Genomic DNA, 14,556 nt, shown 5'->3' with positions numbered 1-14,556 from the left:
ATCAGGTGTAGGGCGACGGGGTCGGCAGGTCGCCGAGCAGCGCGTACCTGCCGACCTCGACCCGCTTGTAGGCGACCGGGTCGTGCAGGCTGTGGGTGCGCAGGTTGCGCCAGTGCAGGTCCAGGCCGACCGCGTTCGCGGTGGCGCGAGCGCCGGTGAGCTCGTAGATCCGGTTGGCGATCTCCAGCCCGACGTCGATCGTGCGCTGCTTGGCCGCCGACACGAGAACCGCTGCGCGGCCCCGCATCTCGCGCGTCACCGAGTCGCGGTCGGAGTGCAGAAGCTGCGCCAGGCTCGCCCCGGCGGTGTCGGTGAGCGTCTCCGCGGCCCACAGCTTCGACTGCAGGTCGCCGTAGCCCTCCAGGACGTAGAACTCCTCGGTGCCGGAGTTCTTGCCCTCGCCGCCGTAGGGCCAGGCGCGGGTGTGCCCGCGCGTGTAGGCGACCCCGGCGCGCAGCGCGGCCTGGGCGATGCCGAGGTAGAGGTTGGCGAAGACCAGGTGCAGCGCGGGCACGTGCAGGGTGCTGAAAGCCGAGGCCTGGAAGCGCTTGTCGACGTATCCGGCGGCGGCCGACCACGGCACCCGCACGTCGGTGATCTCCACGCTGCCGGACACGGTCAGCCGCTGCCCGAGGTTGTCCCAGTCGTCGCCGAAGGTGATCCCGTCCTGCCGGGCGGGCACGACCGTGAACACGCTCTGGCCACCGGGTTCCAGCGTGCCCTCCACGACCAGCAGGTCGGAGACCTTGGCGCCGGTGGAGAAGGACTTCTTCCCCCGGTAGAGCAGCGTTTCGCCCTCGTCGGTGACGATGAGGTCGTGGTCGCGCGGGTTGACCACTCCGCCGAAGAAGTGCGCGTGGGTCGTGTAGAGCGCGTCGACCTCGGCGATCTGCGCGGGCGTGCCGACCAGCCGCATCGCCCACGCCCACACGTAGTGGTGGCCGAGCAGCTGGCCGATCGAGCCGTCCCCGGCGGAGACCTCGCGGACCACGCGGCAGGCGGTGGTCCAGTGCTGCGCGCCGCCGCCGTGCTCGGCCGGTCCGAGCAGGGTGACCAGTCCGGATTCCTTGAGCAGGCGGACTTCCGCGGTCGGCGGTGTCCCCTCGCGGTCGCGCTGCACCGCGTCGGCGGCCAGAACTCGGGCCACCGCACGGGCTCTCGCGATCCACTCTTCGGGCGTCGACGGCTTGGGCTGATCGGCCCAGCGCGGAATCTCGTTGCTGCTCAAGGCCATCCTCTCCGAGGAGTCCAGGGGCCCGGCGTCCGACATGACCGCCGGCGACGCGAAAACGCCACGACGCCAAGCACGATAGCGTCCGCGCGGAACGCGTCCGGACGGGGTGAGTCCGGTTCGCTCCGCGGAGAACTCCGAGTCTGGTGTCTTGCCGAGTGGCACGATCACCGGCGACGGGCTTCTGGGGCCGGCGCGAGGGCGTCGCCGCCGGTGAGATCGGCAACGGCCCCGACCAGCGGTGCCGCTGCGGACCCGGCCGCGACCTGTTGCGAAAAATCGGAGGAATGAACTCCAGTAGTGATCGTTTGCGCTGGTCAGCAGGGATGCGGATGGCCAGGGGGCGAAGCCGGATCATCCGTACGGGTTAGCCTGGTCGGGGTTCGCCGAGTGGAAGGGTTCTGCGTGACGGAGGTGGGAGCGCTGCTGGCCGGCCGGTACCGGCTGGAACGGCGGCTGGGCAGCGGCGGCATGGGCGTGGTGTGGCTGGCCACCGACGAGCTGCTGCAACGCCCGGTCGCGGTCAAGCAGCTCAGCGCCGCCGAGGGCGCCGGCCCGGAGGTGGCCGAGGAGGCGCGGCAGCGCGCCATGCGCGAGGGCCGCCTCGCCGCGCGCCTGCACCACCCGAACGCCGTGGCCGTGCACGACGTCACGGAGCACGACGGCTTCCCCGTGCTGATCATGGAGTACCTGCCCTCCCGCAGCCTCTCCGAGGTGCTGGCGGAGAAGGGGCGGATGACCCCGGGCAAGGTTGCGAGCATGGGGGCGCAGGCGGCCGCAGCGCTGGAGGCCGCGCACGCCGCCGGCATCACCCACCGCGACATCAAGCCCGGCAACGTCCTGCTCGGCGACGACGGCACCGCCAAGATCACCGACTTCGGCATCTCGCACGCCGCCGACGACGTGTCGGTCACCCGCACCGGCGTCATCGCCGGAACGCCCGCCTACCTGTCGCCGGAGGTCGCGCGCGGGCAGTCGCCGACCCCCGCTTCCGACGTCTACTCGCTGGGCGCGACGCTGTACGCGGCGGTGGAGGGCGTGCCCCCGTTCGGCGAGGAGGCGACGAACTCGATCGCCCTGCTGCACGAGGTCGCCGCCGGCCGGTTCCGGCCGCCGCAGCTGGCCGGGGTGCTGGCGCCGGTGCTGAACCGGATGCTGCACGTCGATCCCGCGCAGCGGCCGACGCCCGCCCAGGCCGCCGAGGCGCTGCGGGCCGTGGGTTCCGGCGCGCCGAACCCGCTGCCGGAGCCCGAGCTCACCCAGCCGATGAGCCGGGTCGAGGACACGGCCCTGGTCGGCGCGGTCGACAACGGCACCCGGCTGGACAACGCGCCCGTGGCCCCGCCGAGGCGTTCGCGCCGCTGGATCTACCTGACCGCCGGTGCCGTCACCGCCGCGGTGCTGGTCGCGCTGGCGTTCCTGCTGCCCTCCGGTGACCAGCAGCAGCAACAGGAGCAGACGGCCTCGCCCGCCGAGCTCGAACGCGTCGTGTCCGACTACTACGCGTTGCTGCCCGAGCACCCGGCCAACGCCTGGACCCGGTTGGGAACCGGCCTGCAGGCGCAGGGACGCTCCGGCTACGAGGCCTTCTGGTCCAGCGTGTCGGAGGTCCAGGTGGTGGAGCCGCCGACGGTCACCGGCCGCAACGCCGTGCGCATCGGGATCGTGCTGGTCATGCCCGACGGCACGCGCATCACCGAGCACCACCAGCTCGGTCTGCGCGGTGCGCGGCAGCCGCTGATCGAGTCCGACTCGGTGGTCGATTCGTCGACGAGCTCGCCGCCGCCCCCGCCGCCCGCGCCGGTGGAGAAGCCGCAGCCGCCGAAGCCGGGCGAGCACAAGCCGGGCAAGGGCAACGAGCACAAGGACGAGCCGGGCAAGAAGGGCTCGGACAACTGAGCGCTGCGCGGGGAGTCGTGCGCACGTTGCTGGTCGACAACCACGACTCCTACACCTACAACCTGTTCCACCTGCTGGCCCGGGTCAACGGGTGCGAGCCGCACGTCGTCACCAACGACGCCGCCGGGGACCTGGATCTCGACGAGTACGACAACATCGTCCTCTCGCCCGGTCCCGGGAGCCCGGAGCGCGCGCGGGATTTCGGCATCTGCGCGGAACTCCTCCAGCGGGCGACCGCGCCGGTGCTGGGCGTGTGCCTGGGGCACCAGGGCCTGGCCGTCAGCGAGGGCGCGCGCGTGGTCCCCGCGCCGGCGGCGCGGCACGGGCACCTCACCCGCGTCCGGCACGACGGGGACGCGATGTTCGCCGGTATCCCGGCCGACTTCGGGGCCGTGCGCTACCACTCGCTGTGCGTCGCCGAACCGGTGCCCGAGGAGCTGCTGGTGACCGCGCGGGCCGAGGACGGCGTGGTGATGGCGTTGCGGCACCGGGACCTGCCGCGCTGGGGAGTGCAGTTCCACCCGGAGTCGGTCGAGTCCGAGCACGGCGAGCGGCTGCTGGCCAACTTCCGCGATCTGGCTCCCGGCCGAACTGCCCGGCGGGGCGTCTCCGCCCAGCGGAAGTCCGCTGCTGGGCGGACTTCCGTTGGGCGCCTTTTCGCGCCAACGTGGTGGAGCTGGAGGGAGCGGTCGACACCGAGGCCGCGTTCGCGCGGCTGTTCGCCGACTCCGAGCGCGCGTTCTGGCTGGACAGCTCCCGGGTGGAGGAGGGGTTGTCGCGGTTCTCGTTCCTGGGTGACGATTCCGGTCCGCTGAGCGAAACCCTCGTCCACCGGGTCGGTTCCGGTGAACCCGTGCTCGACCGGTTGCAGCGCGAACTGCGCGACCGGGAGATCGAGGCACCGCCGCTGCCGTTCGACTTCACCGGCGGCTACGTGGGCTACTTCGGCTACGAGCTCAAGGCCGACTGCGGCTCGCCGAACCGGCACCGATCCCCGGCCCCGGACGCGGTGTGGATCTTCGCCGACCGGTTCGTGGCGGTGGACCACCTGCGCGGGCGCACCTACCTGGTGGCGTTGAGCGAGGGGGATCGCGCGGAAGCGGTCGACTGGCTCGCCGGTACCAGCGCCGTCCTGTCGGCTCTGCTGCCCGCGGGCGAACCGGGTGACGCCGAGGGCGCGGAGATCGAGCGAGCGCTGGCCCGCGATCGCGCGGCCTACGTGCGCGAGGTGCTGACCTGCCAGGACCACCTGCTGGCGGGGGAGAGCTACGAGATCTGCCTGACCAACGCCGCCGAGCTGCCCGCCGTCGAACCCGCCTGGGAGACCTACCGGCGGTTGCGGCGCCGCAACCCCGCGCCGTACTCGGCGTTCCTGCGCGCCGACGGGGTGGAGGTGGCCTGCTCGTCGCCGGAGCGGTTCCTCAAGATCACCCCGGACCGGGTGGTGGAGGCCAAGCCGATCAAGGGCACCGCGCCGCGCGGGGAGAGCGCCGAGCACGACGCGGAGATCCGCCGCGAGCTCGCCGCCGATCCGAAGACGCGGGCCGAGAACCTGATGATCGTCGACCTGATGCGCAACGACCTCGGCCGGGTCTGCGAGGTCGGCTCGGTGCACGTGCCCGAGCTGATGGCGGTGGAGACCTACGAGACGGTGCACCAGCTGGTCTCCACCGTGCGCGGCACGCTGCGCGCCGAGCGCGACGTGATCGACTGCGTGCGCGCCTGCTTCCCCGGCGGCTCGATGACCGGGGCGCCGAAGCGGCGGACGCTGGAGCTCATCGACGAGATCGAGGACCGGGCGCGCGGCGTGTACTCCGGCGCGATCGGCTACCTGGGGTGCTCGGGCGCGGCCGATCTCAACATCGTCATCCGCACGATGGTCCTCGTCGACGGCCGCTGGCGGATCGGCGCCGGGGGCGCGATCGTGCTGGGTTCGGATCCGGAGGCCGAGTTCGACGAGATGCTGCTCAAGGCCGCCGCACCGGCACGGGCGCTGCCGTCAGTCGGGGACGCGCGTGGCGGTGGCGAGCAGCGCCGCGGCCGGGCCGGTGAGCTGCAGCCCTGAGCGCCACACGGCGTGCAGCGGTCGCCGCAGGTCCAGCTCCGCGACCGGGACCTCCACCAGCCGGTGCTCGGCGAGGTCGGTGGCCGCGGCCAGGACGCTGAGCACCGCGGGTCCGGCCCCGGCGACGACGGCGTTGCGCACGGCGGTGGTCGAGCTCAGCTCCAGCAGCGGCGCCACCGGTGTCGTGCCGACCTCGGCGAGCGCGCGGTAGAGCTTCTCGCGGGTGCCGGAGCCGTGCTCGCGCACGATCAGCGGGGTCGCGGCGAGCTCGCTGGGCGTCAGCGGCCGCCGCAGCCGCGACCAGGGGTGTCCGGGCGGGACGATGACGATCATGCGGTCGCCGGTCAGGTAGCGCACCGACACGCCGTCGGGCGGGTCGGGGGCCTCGATGAAGCCGAGATCCGCCTGCCCGTGCCGGACGGATTCGGCCACGGCGGCGGAGTTGGTGACGTCGAGTTCGAGGTGCACCTCCGGCAGCGCCTCGCGCAGCCGGCTGATCCAGCGCGGCACCAGGTACTCGGCGACGGTCATGCTCGCGGCCACCCGAAGCTTGGACTCCTGCTGAGCGCGCAGCGCCCGCACGCCGTTCATCAACCCGTCGACGTGGGCGAGGACTTCGCGGGCCCAGCCGCACACCATCTCCCCGGCCGGAGTGGTGGTGCAGCCCTGCCGGGTGCGTTGCAGCAGGTCCAGGCCGAGTTGGCGTTCGAGCCGGTTGAGCCGCTTGCTGGCCGAGGGCTGGCTGATGCGCAGCTCGGCCGCGGCGGCCCCGATGCTGCCCAGCTCGCCGACGAGCACGAGCAGGCGCAGCGATTCCGGATCGGGGGCGGTCATGCCCGAAGGATAGGTCGTGGGCCGGCTGCCAGGGCAGCGGGCATTCCGCAGGGCTATGACGACCTGCGCGGGTGACGGCTACCGGATCAGCGGCCGCTGAGCGAGGCTGATCACCGTGAAGACGCTGACCGGCACCGATTCCGCCCTGCTCCCGGGGATCGCGCTCACCGGCGCGGCCGTCGCGGTGGCCCTGGCGGTGTCGTGGCTGGTCCCGGCGTTGAGCGCGCTGACCGTCGCGGTCGTGCTGGGCGCGGTGGTCGGCAACCTCCCGCGACTGCCCGGGGGAGCGCGCTCCGGCCTGACGTGGGTGGCGCGGGTGCCGCTGCGGGCGGGCGTGGTGCTGCTGGGCCTGCAGCTGAGCATCGGCCAGCTGCTCGGCCTGGGGGCGGGCACGGTGCTGGCGGTGCTGATCACCGTGGTCGCGACCTTCGCCGGGACGCTGTGGCTGGGCAGGCTGCTGGGCGTCTCGCGAGGGCTGTCGCTGCTGGTCGCGACCGGGTTCTCGATCTGCGGGGCCTCGGCGGTGGCGGCGGTGGAGGGCGTGGTCGACCGCGAGGACGAGGACGTCGCGACCAGCGTGGCGATGGTGACGGTGTTCGGCACCGTGGCGATGGTCGCGCTGCCGATCACCTTCGCGGGCACGGGCGTCGGCGCCGATCTCGGCGGCCGGATCGCCGGGGCGGGAGTGCAGGAGGTCGCGCAGGTCGTGGCCGCCGCCTCGCCGCTGGGCGCCTCGGCGGTCGCGCTGGCGGTGGTGGTCAAGCTCAGCCGCGTGGTGCTGCTCGCGCCGCTGGTGACCGGGGTGAGCCTGCTCGGCCGGCGTCGGACGACGGGGGCGCGGCCGCCGATCATGCCGCTGTTCGTCGCCGGGTTCCTGGTGACCGTGGCGCTGCGCAGCAGCGGGGTGCTGCCGGAGTTCGTCGTCGACGCCTCGCGGCCGGTGACCACGCTGCTGCTCACGGCCGCGCTGTTCGCGCTGGGCACGGCGGTGCGGGTGGGGGCGCTGCTGCGCACGGGCCCGCGCGCGTTTGCGCTGGGGACCTGCTCGACGATCCTGGTGGTCGCGCTGGCGACCACGACGATGGGCCTGCTCAGCCGGTAGCGGGCAGCAGTGCGCGCAGGGCGCAGTCGGCCGCGGTGGCGAGCTCGTCGAGGCCCATGCCGGTGCGCCCGAGCGCGACGATGCCGAGCTGGGCGGCCAGCACGGCCCGGGCCAGTTCCTCGGCGTCCGCGTCGGCGTCCACGTCGCCTTCGCGCTGGGCGCGTTCGAGCGCCTCGGTCAGCACCCGGGTGGTCGCCTCGTAGCTGCGGCGGGCCTCGGCGGCGACGTCGGGCATGCTCACGGCCAGCTCGGCGGTGGTGTTGGCCAGCAGGCAGCCGCGCCGGGCGGCCGCCGCGTCGCAGCTCGGGCCGCGCACGAAGTCGCGGACGAAGTCCACTCCTCGTTCCGCCGAGGCCAGGCGTTCGCGGAGCATCCGGTCGTTGGCCTCGTCGTAGTCGCGCAGCACGCGCAGGAACAGGGCCCGCTTGTCGCCGAACGCGCCGTAGAGGCTGCCCTTGCCGAGCCCGCTCGCGCGCATGAGGTCGTCCAGCGACGTCGCCGCGTAGCCCTTGTCCCAGAACTCCCGGCGGACCGCCGCGACGACACCGGCTTCGTCGAACTCCCGGGGTCGTGGCACGGCACGAGAATACGGCTTCTTGACCGATCGGTCCAGAACGGGCAGAGTTGTGGACGGAATGGTCCATAACTTTGGGGAGGTGGACGGCATGGCCGTCCTGCAGGGCGAGGTCGCCGTGGTCACCGGCGGCAGCAGCGGAATCGGGCTGGCGATCGCGCGGGCGTTCCGCGACGAGGGCGCGACGGTGTTCATCACCGGACGCCGGAAGGAGGTGCTCGACGAGGCGATCGCCGAGCTGGGCGAGGAGGTGACGGCCGTGGTCTGCGACTCCTCGAAGCTCGCCGATCTCGACGCCCTCTACGAGACCGTCCGCGAGCGGGCCGGGCACGTCGACGTCGTGGTCGCCAACGCCGGCATCGGCATCGACGCGCCGTTCGGCGAGGTCACCGAGGACCAGTTCGACGCCCTGTTCGACGTCAACGTCAAGGGCACCGTCTTCACCGTCCAGAAGGCGCTGCCGCTGCTGCGGCCCGGCGCGTCGATCATCCTCACCGGATCGACCGCCGCAACGCACCCGCAGTCCGGCCTGGAGATCTACGCGGCGACCAAGGCCGCGGTGCACCACCTGGCGCGCGGCTGGGCGCACAGCTCGGGGCAGCGCGAGTTCCGGGTCAACGTGGTCTCGCCCGGCATGGTCCCCACGCCGGGCCTGCTGGAGCTCGTCGACGCCGAAACCCGGGAGCAGGCCCAGCAGGTGATCCCGCTGGGCCGCCACGGCAAGCCCGAGGAGATCGCGGCCGCCGCGGTCTTCCTCGCCTCCGACGCCGCGAGCTACGTCAACGGCTCGGTTCTCGCCGTCGACGGGGGAGTCGCGCAGGTCTGATTCGGATCGGGGCCTCCGGGGCCGGGTCGCGCGACCCGGCCCCGGAGGCCCCGTCCGTTCCGCGATGTCCGAGATGTCGTGCGTCCGCTGGTTGAGATCCTCGGTCCGGCTGTTGACACCCCGGCGGGGCACTGCTGCCATGTGGGAGTGACTTCCACGGAGCCGCTGACCAAGCGCCGCCACGTCGACCTCGTTCGCGTGGCCGCGCAGGCGTGTCGCGCTCGCTGATCGACAGCACCTCCTCTTCTTCACCTCTCGCGCCGTGGCCGCACGCGTTCCCGTGCCGCCGCGCGCCGATTCCCGCTGCCTTCGAGGAGCTTCCGGATGGCACCCACCTCCACCGCACCCGTGGCCGCCGTGCTGCGCGACGACGCCGAGGCGCTCGCCCAGGCCCGCCGGCTCGCCGAGTCCTTCGCCGTCGAGGCCGCCGAGCGCGACCGGGACCGCCGCCTGCCGCGCGCCGAGCTCGACGAGCTCTCCGCCAGCGGCCTGCTCGCGATCACCGTGCCCGCCGACCACGGCGGTGCCGACGTCGGCACCCGCACCCTGCTGGAGGTGTTCCGGCTGCTCGCGGCCGCCGACCCGAGCATCGCGCAGATCCCGCAGAACCACTTCGCCTTCGTCAACGTCCTGCGCGAGAACGGCACACCGCGGCAGCAGGAGTTCTTCTTCGCCGAACTGCTGGCGGGCAAGCGGCTCGGCAACGCCCAGTCCGAGACCGGCAGCCGCACCGTGCAGGACATCCGGACCAGGCTGAGCGCCACCGGCGAGGGCGATTTCCTCCTCACCGGCAAGAAGGGCTACTCCACCGGAGCGCTGCTCGCGCACTGGATCCCGGTGGTGGCGAAGGACAGCGCCGACCGCCTCCAGGTCGCCTACGTGCCGCGCGACGCCGACGGCGTCACCGTCATCGACGACTGGGCGGGCATGGGTCAGCGCACCACCGCCAGCGGCACCGTCGAGCTCGACCAGGTGCGGGTGCCCGCCGACCGGATCGTGCCGCACCACCTGACCTTCCAGCGCCCGCAGCTGCACGGCGCGCTGTCGCAGGCCCTGCACGCCGCGATCGACGTCGGCATCGCCGGTGGGGCGCTGGCCGAGGCCGCCGAGTTCGTCCGCACCCGCAGCCGCCCGTGGGGCGAGTCCGGTGTGGACACCGCAGCCGAGGACCCGCTGACGATCCAGCGGTTCGGCGAACTGGGCATCCGGGTGCGCGCCGCCGAAGCGCTGCTGGAGAAGGCGGGTTCGGCGATCGACGAGGCGCGGGCCGACCTGACCGACGACTCCGCCGCCGCGGCCTCGATCGCGGTGGCCGCGGCCAAGGCCTTCGCCGACGGCGCCGCCATCGAGGTGGCCGACGCGCTGTTCGAGGTCTCGGGCGCCCGCTCCAGCCTCGACTCGGCCAACCTGCACCGGCACTGGCGCAACGCGCGCACCCACACCCTGCACGACCCGGTGCGCTGGAAGATCCAGCACGTCGGTCGCTACACCCTCAACGGGACGTTCCCACCCCGGCACGGCCACATCTGATCGCGAAACGAGGACCACCATGCTGATCGAAGAGCAGGACGTGGCGCTGGCCGCCGTCGCCGCGGGCGAGACCGTCGTCGTGCACGGCGCCGGTGACGAGGGCGGGATCGTGTTCCCCGCCTCCCGCGCCGACGTCGCGGGCACCGCCTTCGCCGTCCGGCACTCGTCGGGCTTCCTGTGCGTCGCGCTGCCCGAAAGCCGCTGCGACGCACTGGGTCTCCCGCCCGTCGCCGCTCGCGCCCGGCGGGAGACCGGGACGACGGTGTGCGTCACCGTCGACGCCGCCGTCGGCGTGACCACCGGCATCTCCGCCGCAGACCGGGCGCGTGCCGCCCGCGTGCTCGCCGACCCCGGCGCGGTCGCCGCCGACCTGACCCGGCCAGGTCACCTGGTGCCGGTCGCCGTCGACCTCGACCACCCGCGGCCGAGCCTCGCCCGAGCCGCGCTGCGACTGGTCACCCGGGCCGGGCACGCACCCGCGGCGGTGTTCGCGCACCTGGTCAGCCCGGCCGACGAAACCCGCATGGCCACCGGACCGGAACTGCGCGACTTCGCCGCCGACCACGGGCTGACCGCCGTGCCCGCCGATCCGGCCGGGGTCCACCTGACCCGCTGATCTCACCACCCGCACCACGCACGTGCCGGCACGTGCGTCGGTCGACCCTGCCCGAAAACACGCGCGAGGGAGCATTTTCCATGTCCGTCAACGAACCACTCAAGTTCGCCTACTGGGTCCCCAACGTCAGCGGCGGCCTGGTCACCAGCAGCATCGAGCAGCGCACCGAGTTCAGCTACGAGTACAACAAGAAGCTCGCGGTGCTCGCCGAGAACAGCGGCTTCGAGTACGCCCTGAGCCAGGTCCGCTACGCCTCCAGCTACGGAGCCGCGCAGCAGCACGACCCGGCCGCCTTCAGCCTCGGCCTGCTCACCGCCACCGAACGGCTGAAACTCATCGTCGCCGCCCACCCCGGGTTGTGGCATCCGGCGATCCTGGCGAAGTTCGGCATCACCGCCGACATCATCTCGCAGGGCAGGTTCGCGGTGAACATCGTCAGCGGCTGGTTCAAGGACGAGTTCACCGGGCTCGGCGAACCCTGGCTGGAGCACGACGAGCGCTACCGCCGGACCGAGGAGTTCATCCGCGTACTGCGCGGGCTGTGGACCCGGCCGAACTTCGAGTTCCCCGGCGACTTCTACCGGATCCACGACTTCAGCCTCCGCCCGCAGCCCTACGACGTGCCCGGCAGACCGCACCCGGAGATCTTCCAGGGCGGCAACTCCACCGCCGCCCGCCGACTCGCCGGGCGCGTGTCGGACTGGTACTTCAGCAACGGCAAGGACTACGACGGCTTCTCCGAGCAGGTCGCCGACGTGCGGGGCTTCGCCGCCGAGAACGACCGCTCGGTGCGATTCGGGCTCAACGGCTTCGTCATCGCTCGCGACACCGAGGCCGAGGCCCGCGAGGTGCTGCGCGAGATCATCGACAAGGCCGATGTCGGTGCGGTGGAGGGGTTCCGGAGGTCCGTGCAGCAGGCCGGTAACTCCACATCGGACGGCAAGGGCATGTGGGCCGACTCCGAGTTCGCCGACCTCGTTCAGTACAACGACGGATTCCGCACCGGCCTGATCGGCACGCCCGAGCAGATCGCGCACCGCATCGTCGAGTACAAGAAGCGCGGCGCGAACCTGCTGCTGCTCGGATTCCTGCACTACCTCGAAGACGTCGAGCACTTCGGCAAGGAGGTCCTGCCGATCGTCCGCGAGCTCGAAGCAGACCTCGACCGCACCGGAGACCCCGTCGGCGTCGGCAACGCCCGCTGAGAACCGGAATCACCGAGAGAGGGAGGACCATGACCGCCATCGAAACGCGTCGCTTCACCGCGCGCCCCGACACCACCCAGGGCTGGATCGACCGCGCCCGCGACGTCGCCGGAGTGCTCGCCGAGACCGCGCTGGCCCGCGACCGCGCCAACGAGACCCCGCACGAGGAGGTCCGGCTGCTCAAGGAATCCGGCCTGGTCACCCTGCTCGGGCCCCGCGAGCACGGCGGCGCGGGCGAGAGCTGGCGGACCGCCTACCGCGTGATCCGCGAGGTCGCCAGAGGGGACGGCTCGATCGGACAGCTGCTCGGCTACCACTACCTGTGGGCCTGGGCGGCGCGGCTGGTCGCCACGCCGGAGCAGATCGCCGAGGTCGAGCAGCTCTACACCAGCAACGAGTTCTTCTTCGGCGGCGCCGTCAACCCGCGCGACGACGACCTCGTCATCACCGACGAGGGCGACACGCTGGTCTACCGCGGCCGCAAGTCGTTCTCCACCGGCAGCAAGGTCTCCGACCTGACCGTGCTGGAAGGCGTGCTGGAGGGCACCGACACGCACGTCTTCGCGATCGTGCCCTCCCGGCAGGAGGGGATCGTCTACGGCTCCGACTGGGACAACCTCGGCCAGCGGCTCACCGAGTCCGGCAGCGTGGAGATCAACGGCGTGCGCGTGCCGTGGGCCTCGGCGGCCGGCTTCGTGGACAAGGAGTTCCAGCCGCTGACCTACAACACCCTCAACGTGCCCACCATCCAGCTGGTGTTCACCAACTTCTACCTCGGGATCGCCCAGGCCGCGCTGGACGCCGGGCTGTCCTACACCTCCCAGCACACCCGGGCCTGGCCCTACGGCGGGGACAACAAGGACTCCGCGGGCGAGGAGTTCTACCTGCTGGACGGCTACGGCGACCTGCAGGCCAAGCTGTGGGCGGTCGAGGCGCTGGTGGACAAGGCGGGCGAGGAGATCTCGGCGGTCCTGCACGCCGAGCGGGAGGCGCTCACCGAGCAGCAGCGCGGTGACGTCGCCGTGCGCATCGCCGCCGCCAAGCAGCGGGTCATCGACGTCGGGTTGGAGATCGCCACCCGCGTGTTCGAGCTGACCGGCGCGCGAGCGTCGTCGAACTCGGTGGGCCTGGACATCTACTGGCGCAACCTGCGCACCCACAGCCTGCACGACCCGGTGGCCTACAAGCGGGCCGAAGTCGGCCGGTACGCGTTGCTCGGCGAGGTTCCCGAACCCACCTGGTACACGTGACCGGACCGTTGGAGCGGGTGGAGGTTCACATGAGAACCTCCACCCCTTCCACACCCCTCTTGCGCTCCTCCCGTTCGGTGGGAGCTCACCAGGGGACGGTTTTTCCTCGAATCACCCATGATCAATGTCCGTTTTGCCCGGACAGTTCTCACTAAAACTGTCCCCTGGCGACCACCCCACCTCAGGAGGCCGTCCGGGTGAGGAGGTCGCGGGAGTCGGGGTTGGGTGAGGTGTGGTGGAGCGGGGTGCGCTGAGGGAGGGGAAGCTTGTTGGGATCGGGTCGCTCGTTGAGGGGGAGGGCACGTGCCTGTTGAAGGTGGAGCGTTGCGTCATCTGGGATTCCTCACCATCGGGTTGTTCGACGAGGCCGATCCCGGGGCGGGGCACGAGAGCACGTTGCGGATCATCGAGCTGGGGGAGCGGCTCGGGTTCGACAGCGCCTGGGTGCGGCACCGGCACCTGCAGTTCGGGATCTCGTCGCCGGTGGCGCTGCTGGCCGCCGCTTCGCAGCGCACCCGGCGCATCCAGCTCGGCACCGCGGTCACACCGCTGGGCTGGGAGAACCCGCTGCGGCTGGCCGAGGACCTGGCCACCGTCGACGTGCTCTCCGGCGGCCGGCTCAACCCCGGGCTCAGCGTCGGGCCGCCCCGCGACTACGACCAGGTCAAGGGAGCGCTGTACCCGGACAGCGCCGAGCTGGAGGACTTCAGCTACCAGCGGGTCGCGCGGTTGCTCGCGCACGTGCGCGGCGAACCGGTCACCGGGTGGAGCGGGACGGAGGGCTTCGAGGAGTACTCCGACCGCGTGCAACCGCACTCACCCGGGCTCGGCTCGCGGCTCTGGTACGGCGGCGGCAGCCTCGGCTCGGCACGCTGGGCCGGTGAGCACGGAATGAACCTGCTGACCAGCAGCGTCGTCAAGGCCGAGGATTCCGAGGACTTCGCCGAGATCCAGCGCAACCTCATCCGCACCTTCCGCGCCCACCACTCCGACGGCGAGCGGGCGCGGGTGTCGCAGGGCCTGGTGGTGATCCCGACCGACTCGGCCACCCCGGCCCAGCGCGCGAAGTACGCCGACTACGTCGAGCGCCGGACCCCGCGCACCACCGCCCCGCAGGGGCCCGGCCGCCTGCTCTTCGCTCGCGATCTGCTGGGCACTTCCGAGCAGATCGCCGAACAGCTCCACGCCCACGCCGGGTTCCGCGAGATCGACGAGGTGGCCTTCGCGCTGCCCTTCACCTTCGACCACGACGACTACGTCCAGATCCTCACCGACCTCGCCACCCGGCTCGGCCCTCGCCTCGGCTGGACGCCCCGCGCCTGACCTGGGCAGGTGCGGCCCAGAGGTCGTCGAATCCGGTTCGGCCGAGGCGGCTCTGACCCGTCACGCGGGACCCCGCGCGGTGATGTGCATCGGGTCATGCG

Annotated in this window: 13 protein-coding genes; 10 read left to right on the top strand and 3 right to left on the bottom strand. The window is 72.3% G+C overall.

The features are described from left to right. Nucleotide 1: 1 nt before the first annotated feature. Nucleotides 2-1,228, bottom strand: a complete 1,227-nt coding sequence (locus REH65_RS05730; protein ID WP_406691586.1) for an acyl-CoA dehydrogenase family protein — start codon at nucleotides 1,226-1,228, stop codon at nucleotides 2-4. Nucleotides 1,229-1,636: 408 nt separating this feature from the next. Between REH65_RS05730 and REH65_RS05725 the strand changes: the two genes are divergently transcribed. From REH65_RS05725 to pabB, 3 genes are read left to right on the top strand one after another with little or no spacing between them, the layout of a single operon-like run. Further along, on the top strand, nucleotides 1,637-3,130 hold the full coding sequence (locus tag REH65_RS05725; protein ID WP_406691585.1) for a serine/threonine-protein kinase: 1,494 nt from the start codon (nucleotides 1,637-1,639) through the stop codon (nucleotides 3,128-3,130). Nucleotides 3,131-3,147: 17 nt separating this feature from the next. Further along, a complete protein-coding gene (locus tag REH65_RS05720) occupies nucleotides 3,148-3,945 on the top strand; it encodes an anthranilate synthase component II (RefSeq protein ID WP_406691584.1) in 798 nt (265 codons plus the stop codon). Next, entirely contained in the window at nucleotides 3,891-5,195 is a 1,305-nt protein-coding gene (pabB, locus tag REH65_RS05715) for an aminodeoxychorismate synthase component I (RefSeq protein WP_406693093.1), read from the top strand. The genes REH65_RS05720 and pabB overlap by 55 nt, the downstream gene beginning before the upstream one ends. Here the strand turns inward: pabB and REH65_RS05710 are convergent. Next, entirely contained in the window at nucleotides 5,130-6,029 is a 900-nt protein-coding gene (locus REH65_RS05710) for a LysR family transcriptional regulator (protein WP_406691583.1), read from the bottom strand. The two genes, pabB and REH65_RS05710, sit on opposite strands and share 66 nt — an antisense overlap. Before the next feature lie 115 nt (nucleotides 6,030-6,144). Here REH65_RS05710 and REH65_RS05705 point away from each other — a divergent pair, with 115 nt between their 5' ends. Next, nucleotides 6,145-7,131 carry a YeiH family protein gene (locus tag REH65_RS05705; RefSeq protein ID WP_406691582.1) on the top strand — a complete coding sequence of 329 codons (987 nt, stop codon included), beginning with the start codon at nucleotides 6,145-6,147 and terminating at the stop codon, nucleotides 7,129-7,131. Here the strand turns inward: REH65_RS05705 and REH65_RS05700 are convergent. Further along, entirely contained in the window at nucleotides 7,121-7,708 is a 588-nt protein-coding gene (locus tag REH65_RS05700) for a TetR/AcrR family transcriptional regulator (protein ID WP_406691581.1), read from the bottom strand. The two genes, REH65_RS05705 and REH65_RS05700, sit on opposite strands and share 11 nt — an antisense overlap. A gap of 88 nt (nucleotides 7,709-7,796) precedes the next feature. Between REH65_RS05700 and REH65_RS05695 the strand changes: the two genes are divergently transcribed. The 6 genes from REH65_RS05695 to REH65_RS05670 all read left to right on the top strand — a co-directional run bounded on the left by REH65_RS05695 (nucleotide 7,797) and on the right by REH65_RS05670 (nucleotide 14,455). Further along, on the top strand, nucleotides 7,797-8,531 hold the full coding sequence (locus REH65_RS05695; RefSeq protein WP_406691579.1) for an SDR family NAD(P)-dependent oxidoreductase: 735 nt from the start codon (nucleotides 7,797-7,799) through the stop codon (nucleotides 8,529-8,531). A 324-nt stretch (nucleotides 8,532-8,855) separates the two neighbouring features. Beyond that, complete coding sequence (locus tag REH65_RS05690; RefSeq protein ID WP_406691578.1) at nucleotides 8,856-10,061, top strand: SfnB family sulfur acquisition oxidoreductase; 1,206 nt, start codon at nucleotides 8,856-8,858, stop codon at nucleotides 10,059-10,061. Nucleotides 10,062-10,080: 19 nt separating this feature from the next. After that, entirely contained in the window at nucleotides 10,081-10,677 is a 597-nt protein-coding gene (locus REH65_RS05685; protein ID WP_406691577.1) for a 3,4-dihydroxy-2-butanone-4-phosphate synthase, read from the top strand. An 80-nt stretch (nucleotides 10,678-10,757) separates the two neighbouring features. Further along, nucleotides 10,758-11,882 (top strand): dimethylsulfone monooxygenase SfnG, encoded by a 1,125-nt coding sequence (sfnG, locus tag REH65_RS05680; RefSeq protein ID WP_406691576.1) that lies wholly within the window; start codon nucleotides 10,758-10,760, stop codon nucleotides 11,880-11,882. 29 nt (nucleotides 11,883-11,911) lie between these two features. After that, nucleotides 11,912-13,132 carry an acyl-CoA dehydrogenase family protein gene (locus tag REH65_RS05675; RefSeq protein WP_406691575.1) on the top strand — a complete coding sequence of 407 codons (1,221 nt, stop codon included), beginning with the start codon at nucleotides 11,912-11,914 and terminating at the stop codon, nucleotides 13,130-13,132. 303 nt (nucleotides 13,133-13,435) lie between these two features. After that, nucleotides 13,436-14,455 carry an LLM class flavin-dependent oxidoreductase gene (locus tag REH65_RS05670; protein ID WP_406691574.1) on the top strand — a complete coding sequence of 340 codons (1,020 nt, stop codon included), beginning with the start codon at nucleotides 13,436-13,438 and terminating at the stop codon, nucleotides 14,453-14,455. Nucleotides 14,456-14,556 lie beyond the last annotated feature (101 nt).

It is taken from the genome of Saccharopolyspora sp. ID03-671, assembly GCF_045278815.1.
Lineage (GTDB): Bacteria > Actinomycetota > Actinomycetes > Mycobacteriales > Pseudonocardiaceae > Saccharopolyspora > Saccharopolyspora ipomoeae.
This window is presented reverse-complemented; position numbering and strand designations above follow the sequence as displayed.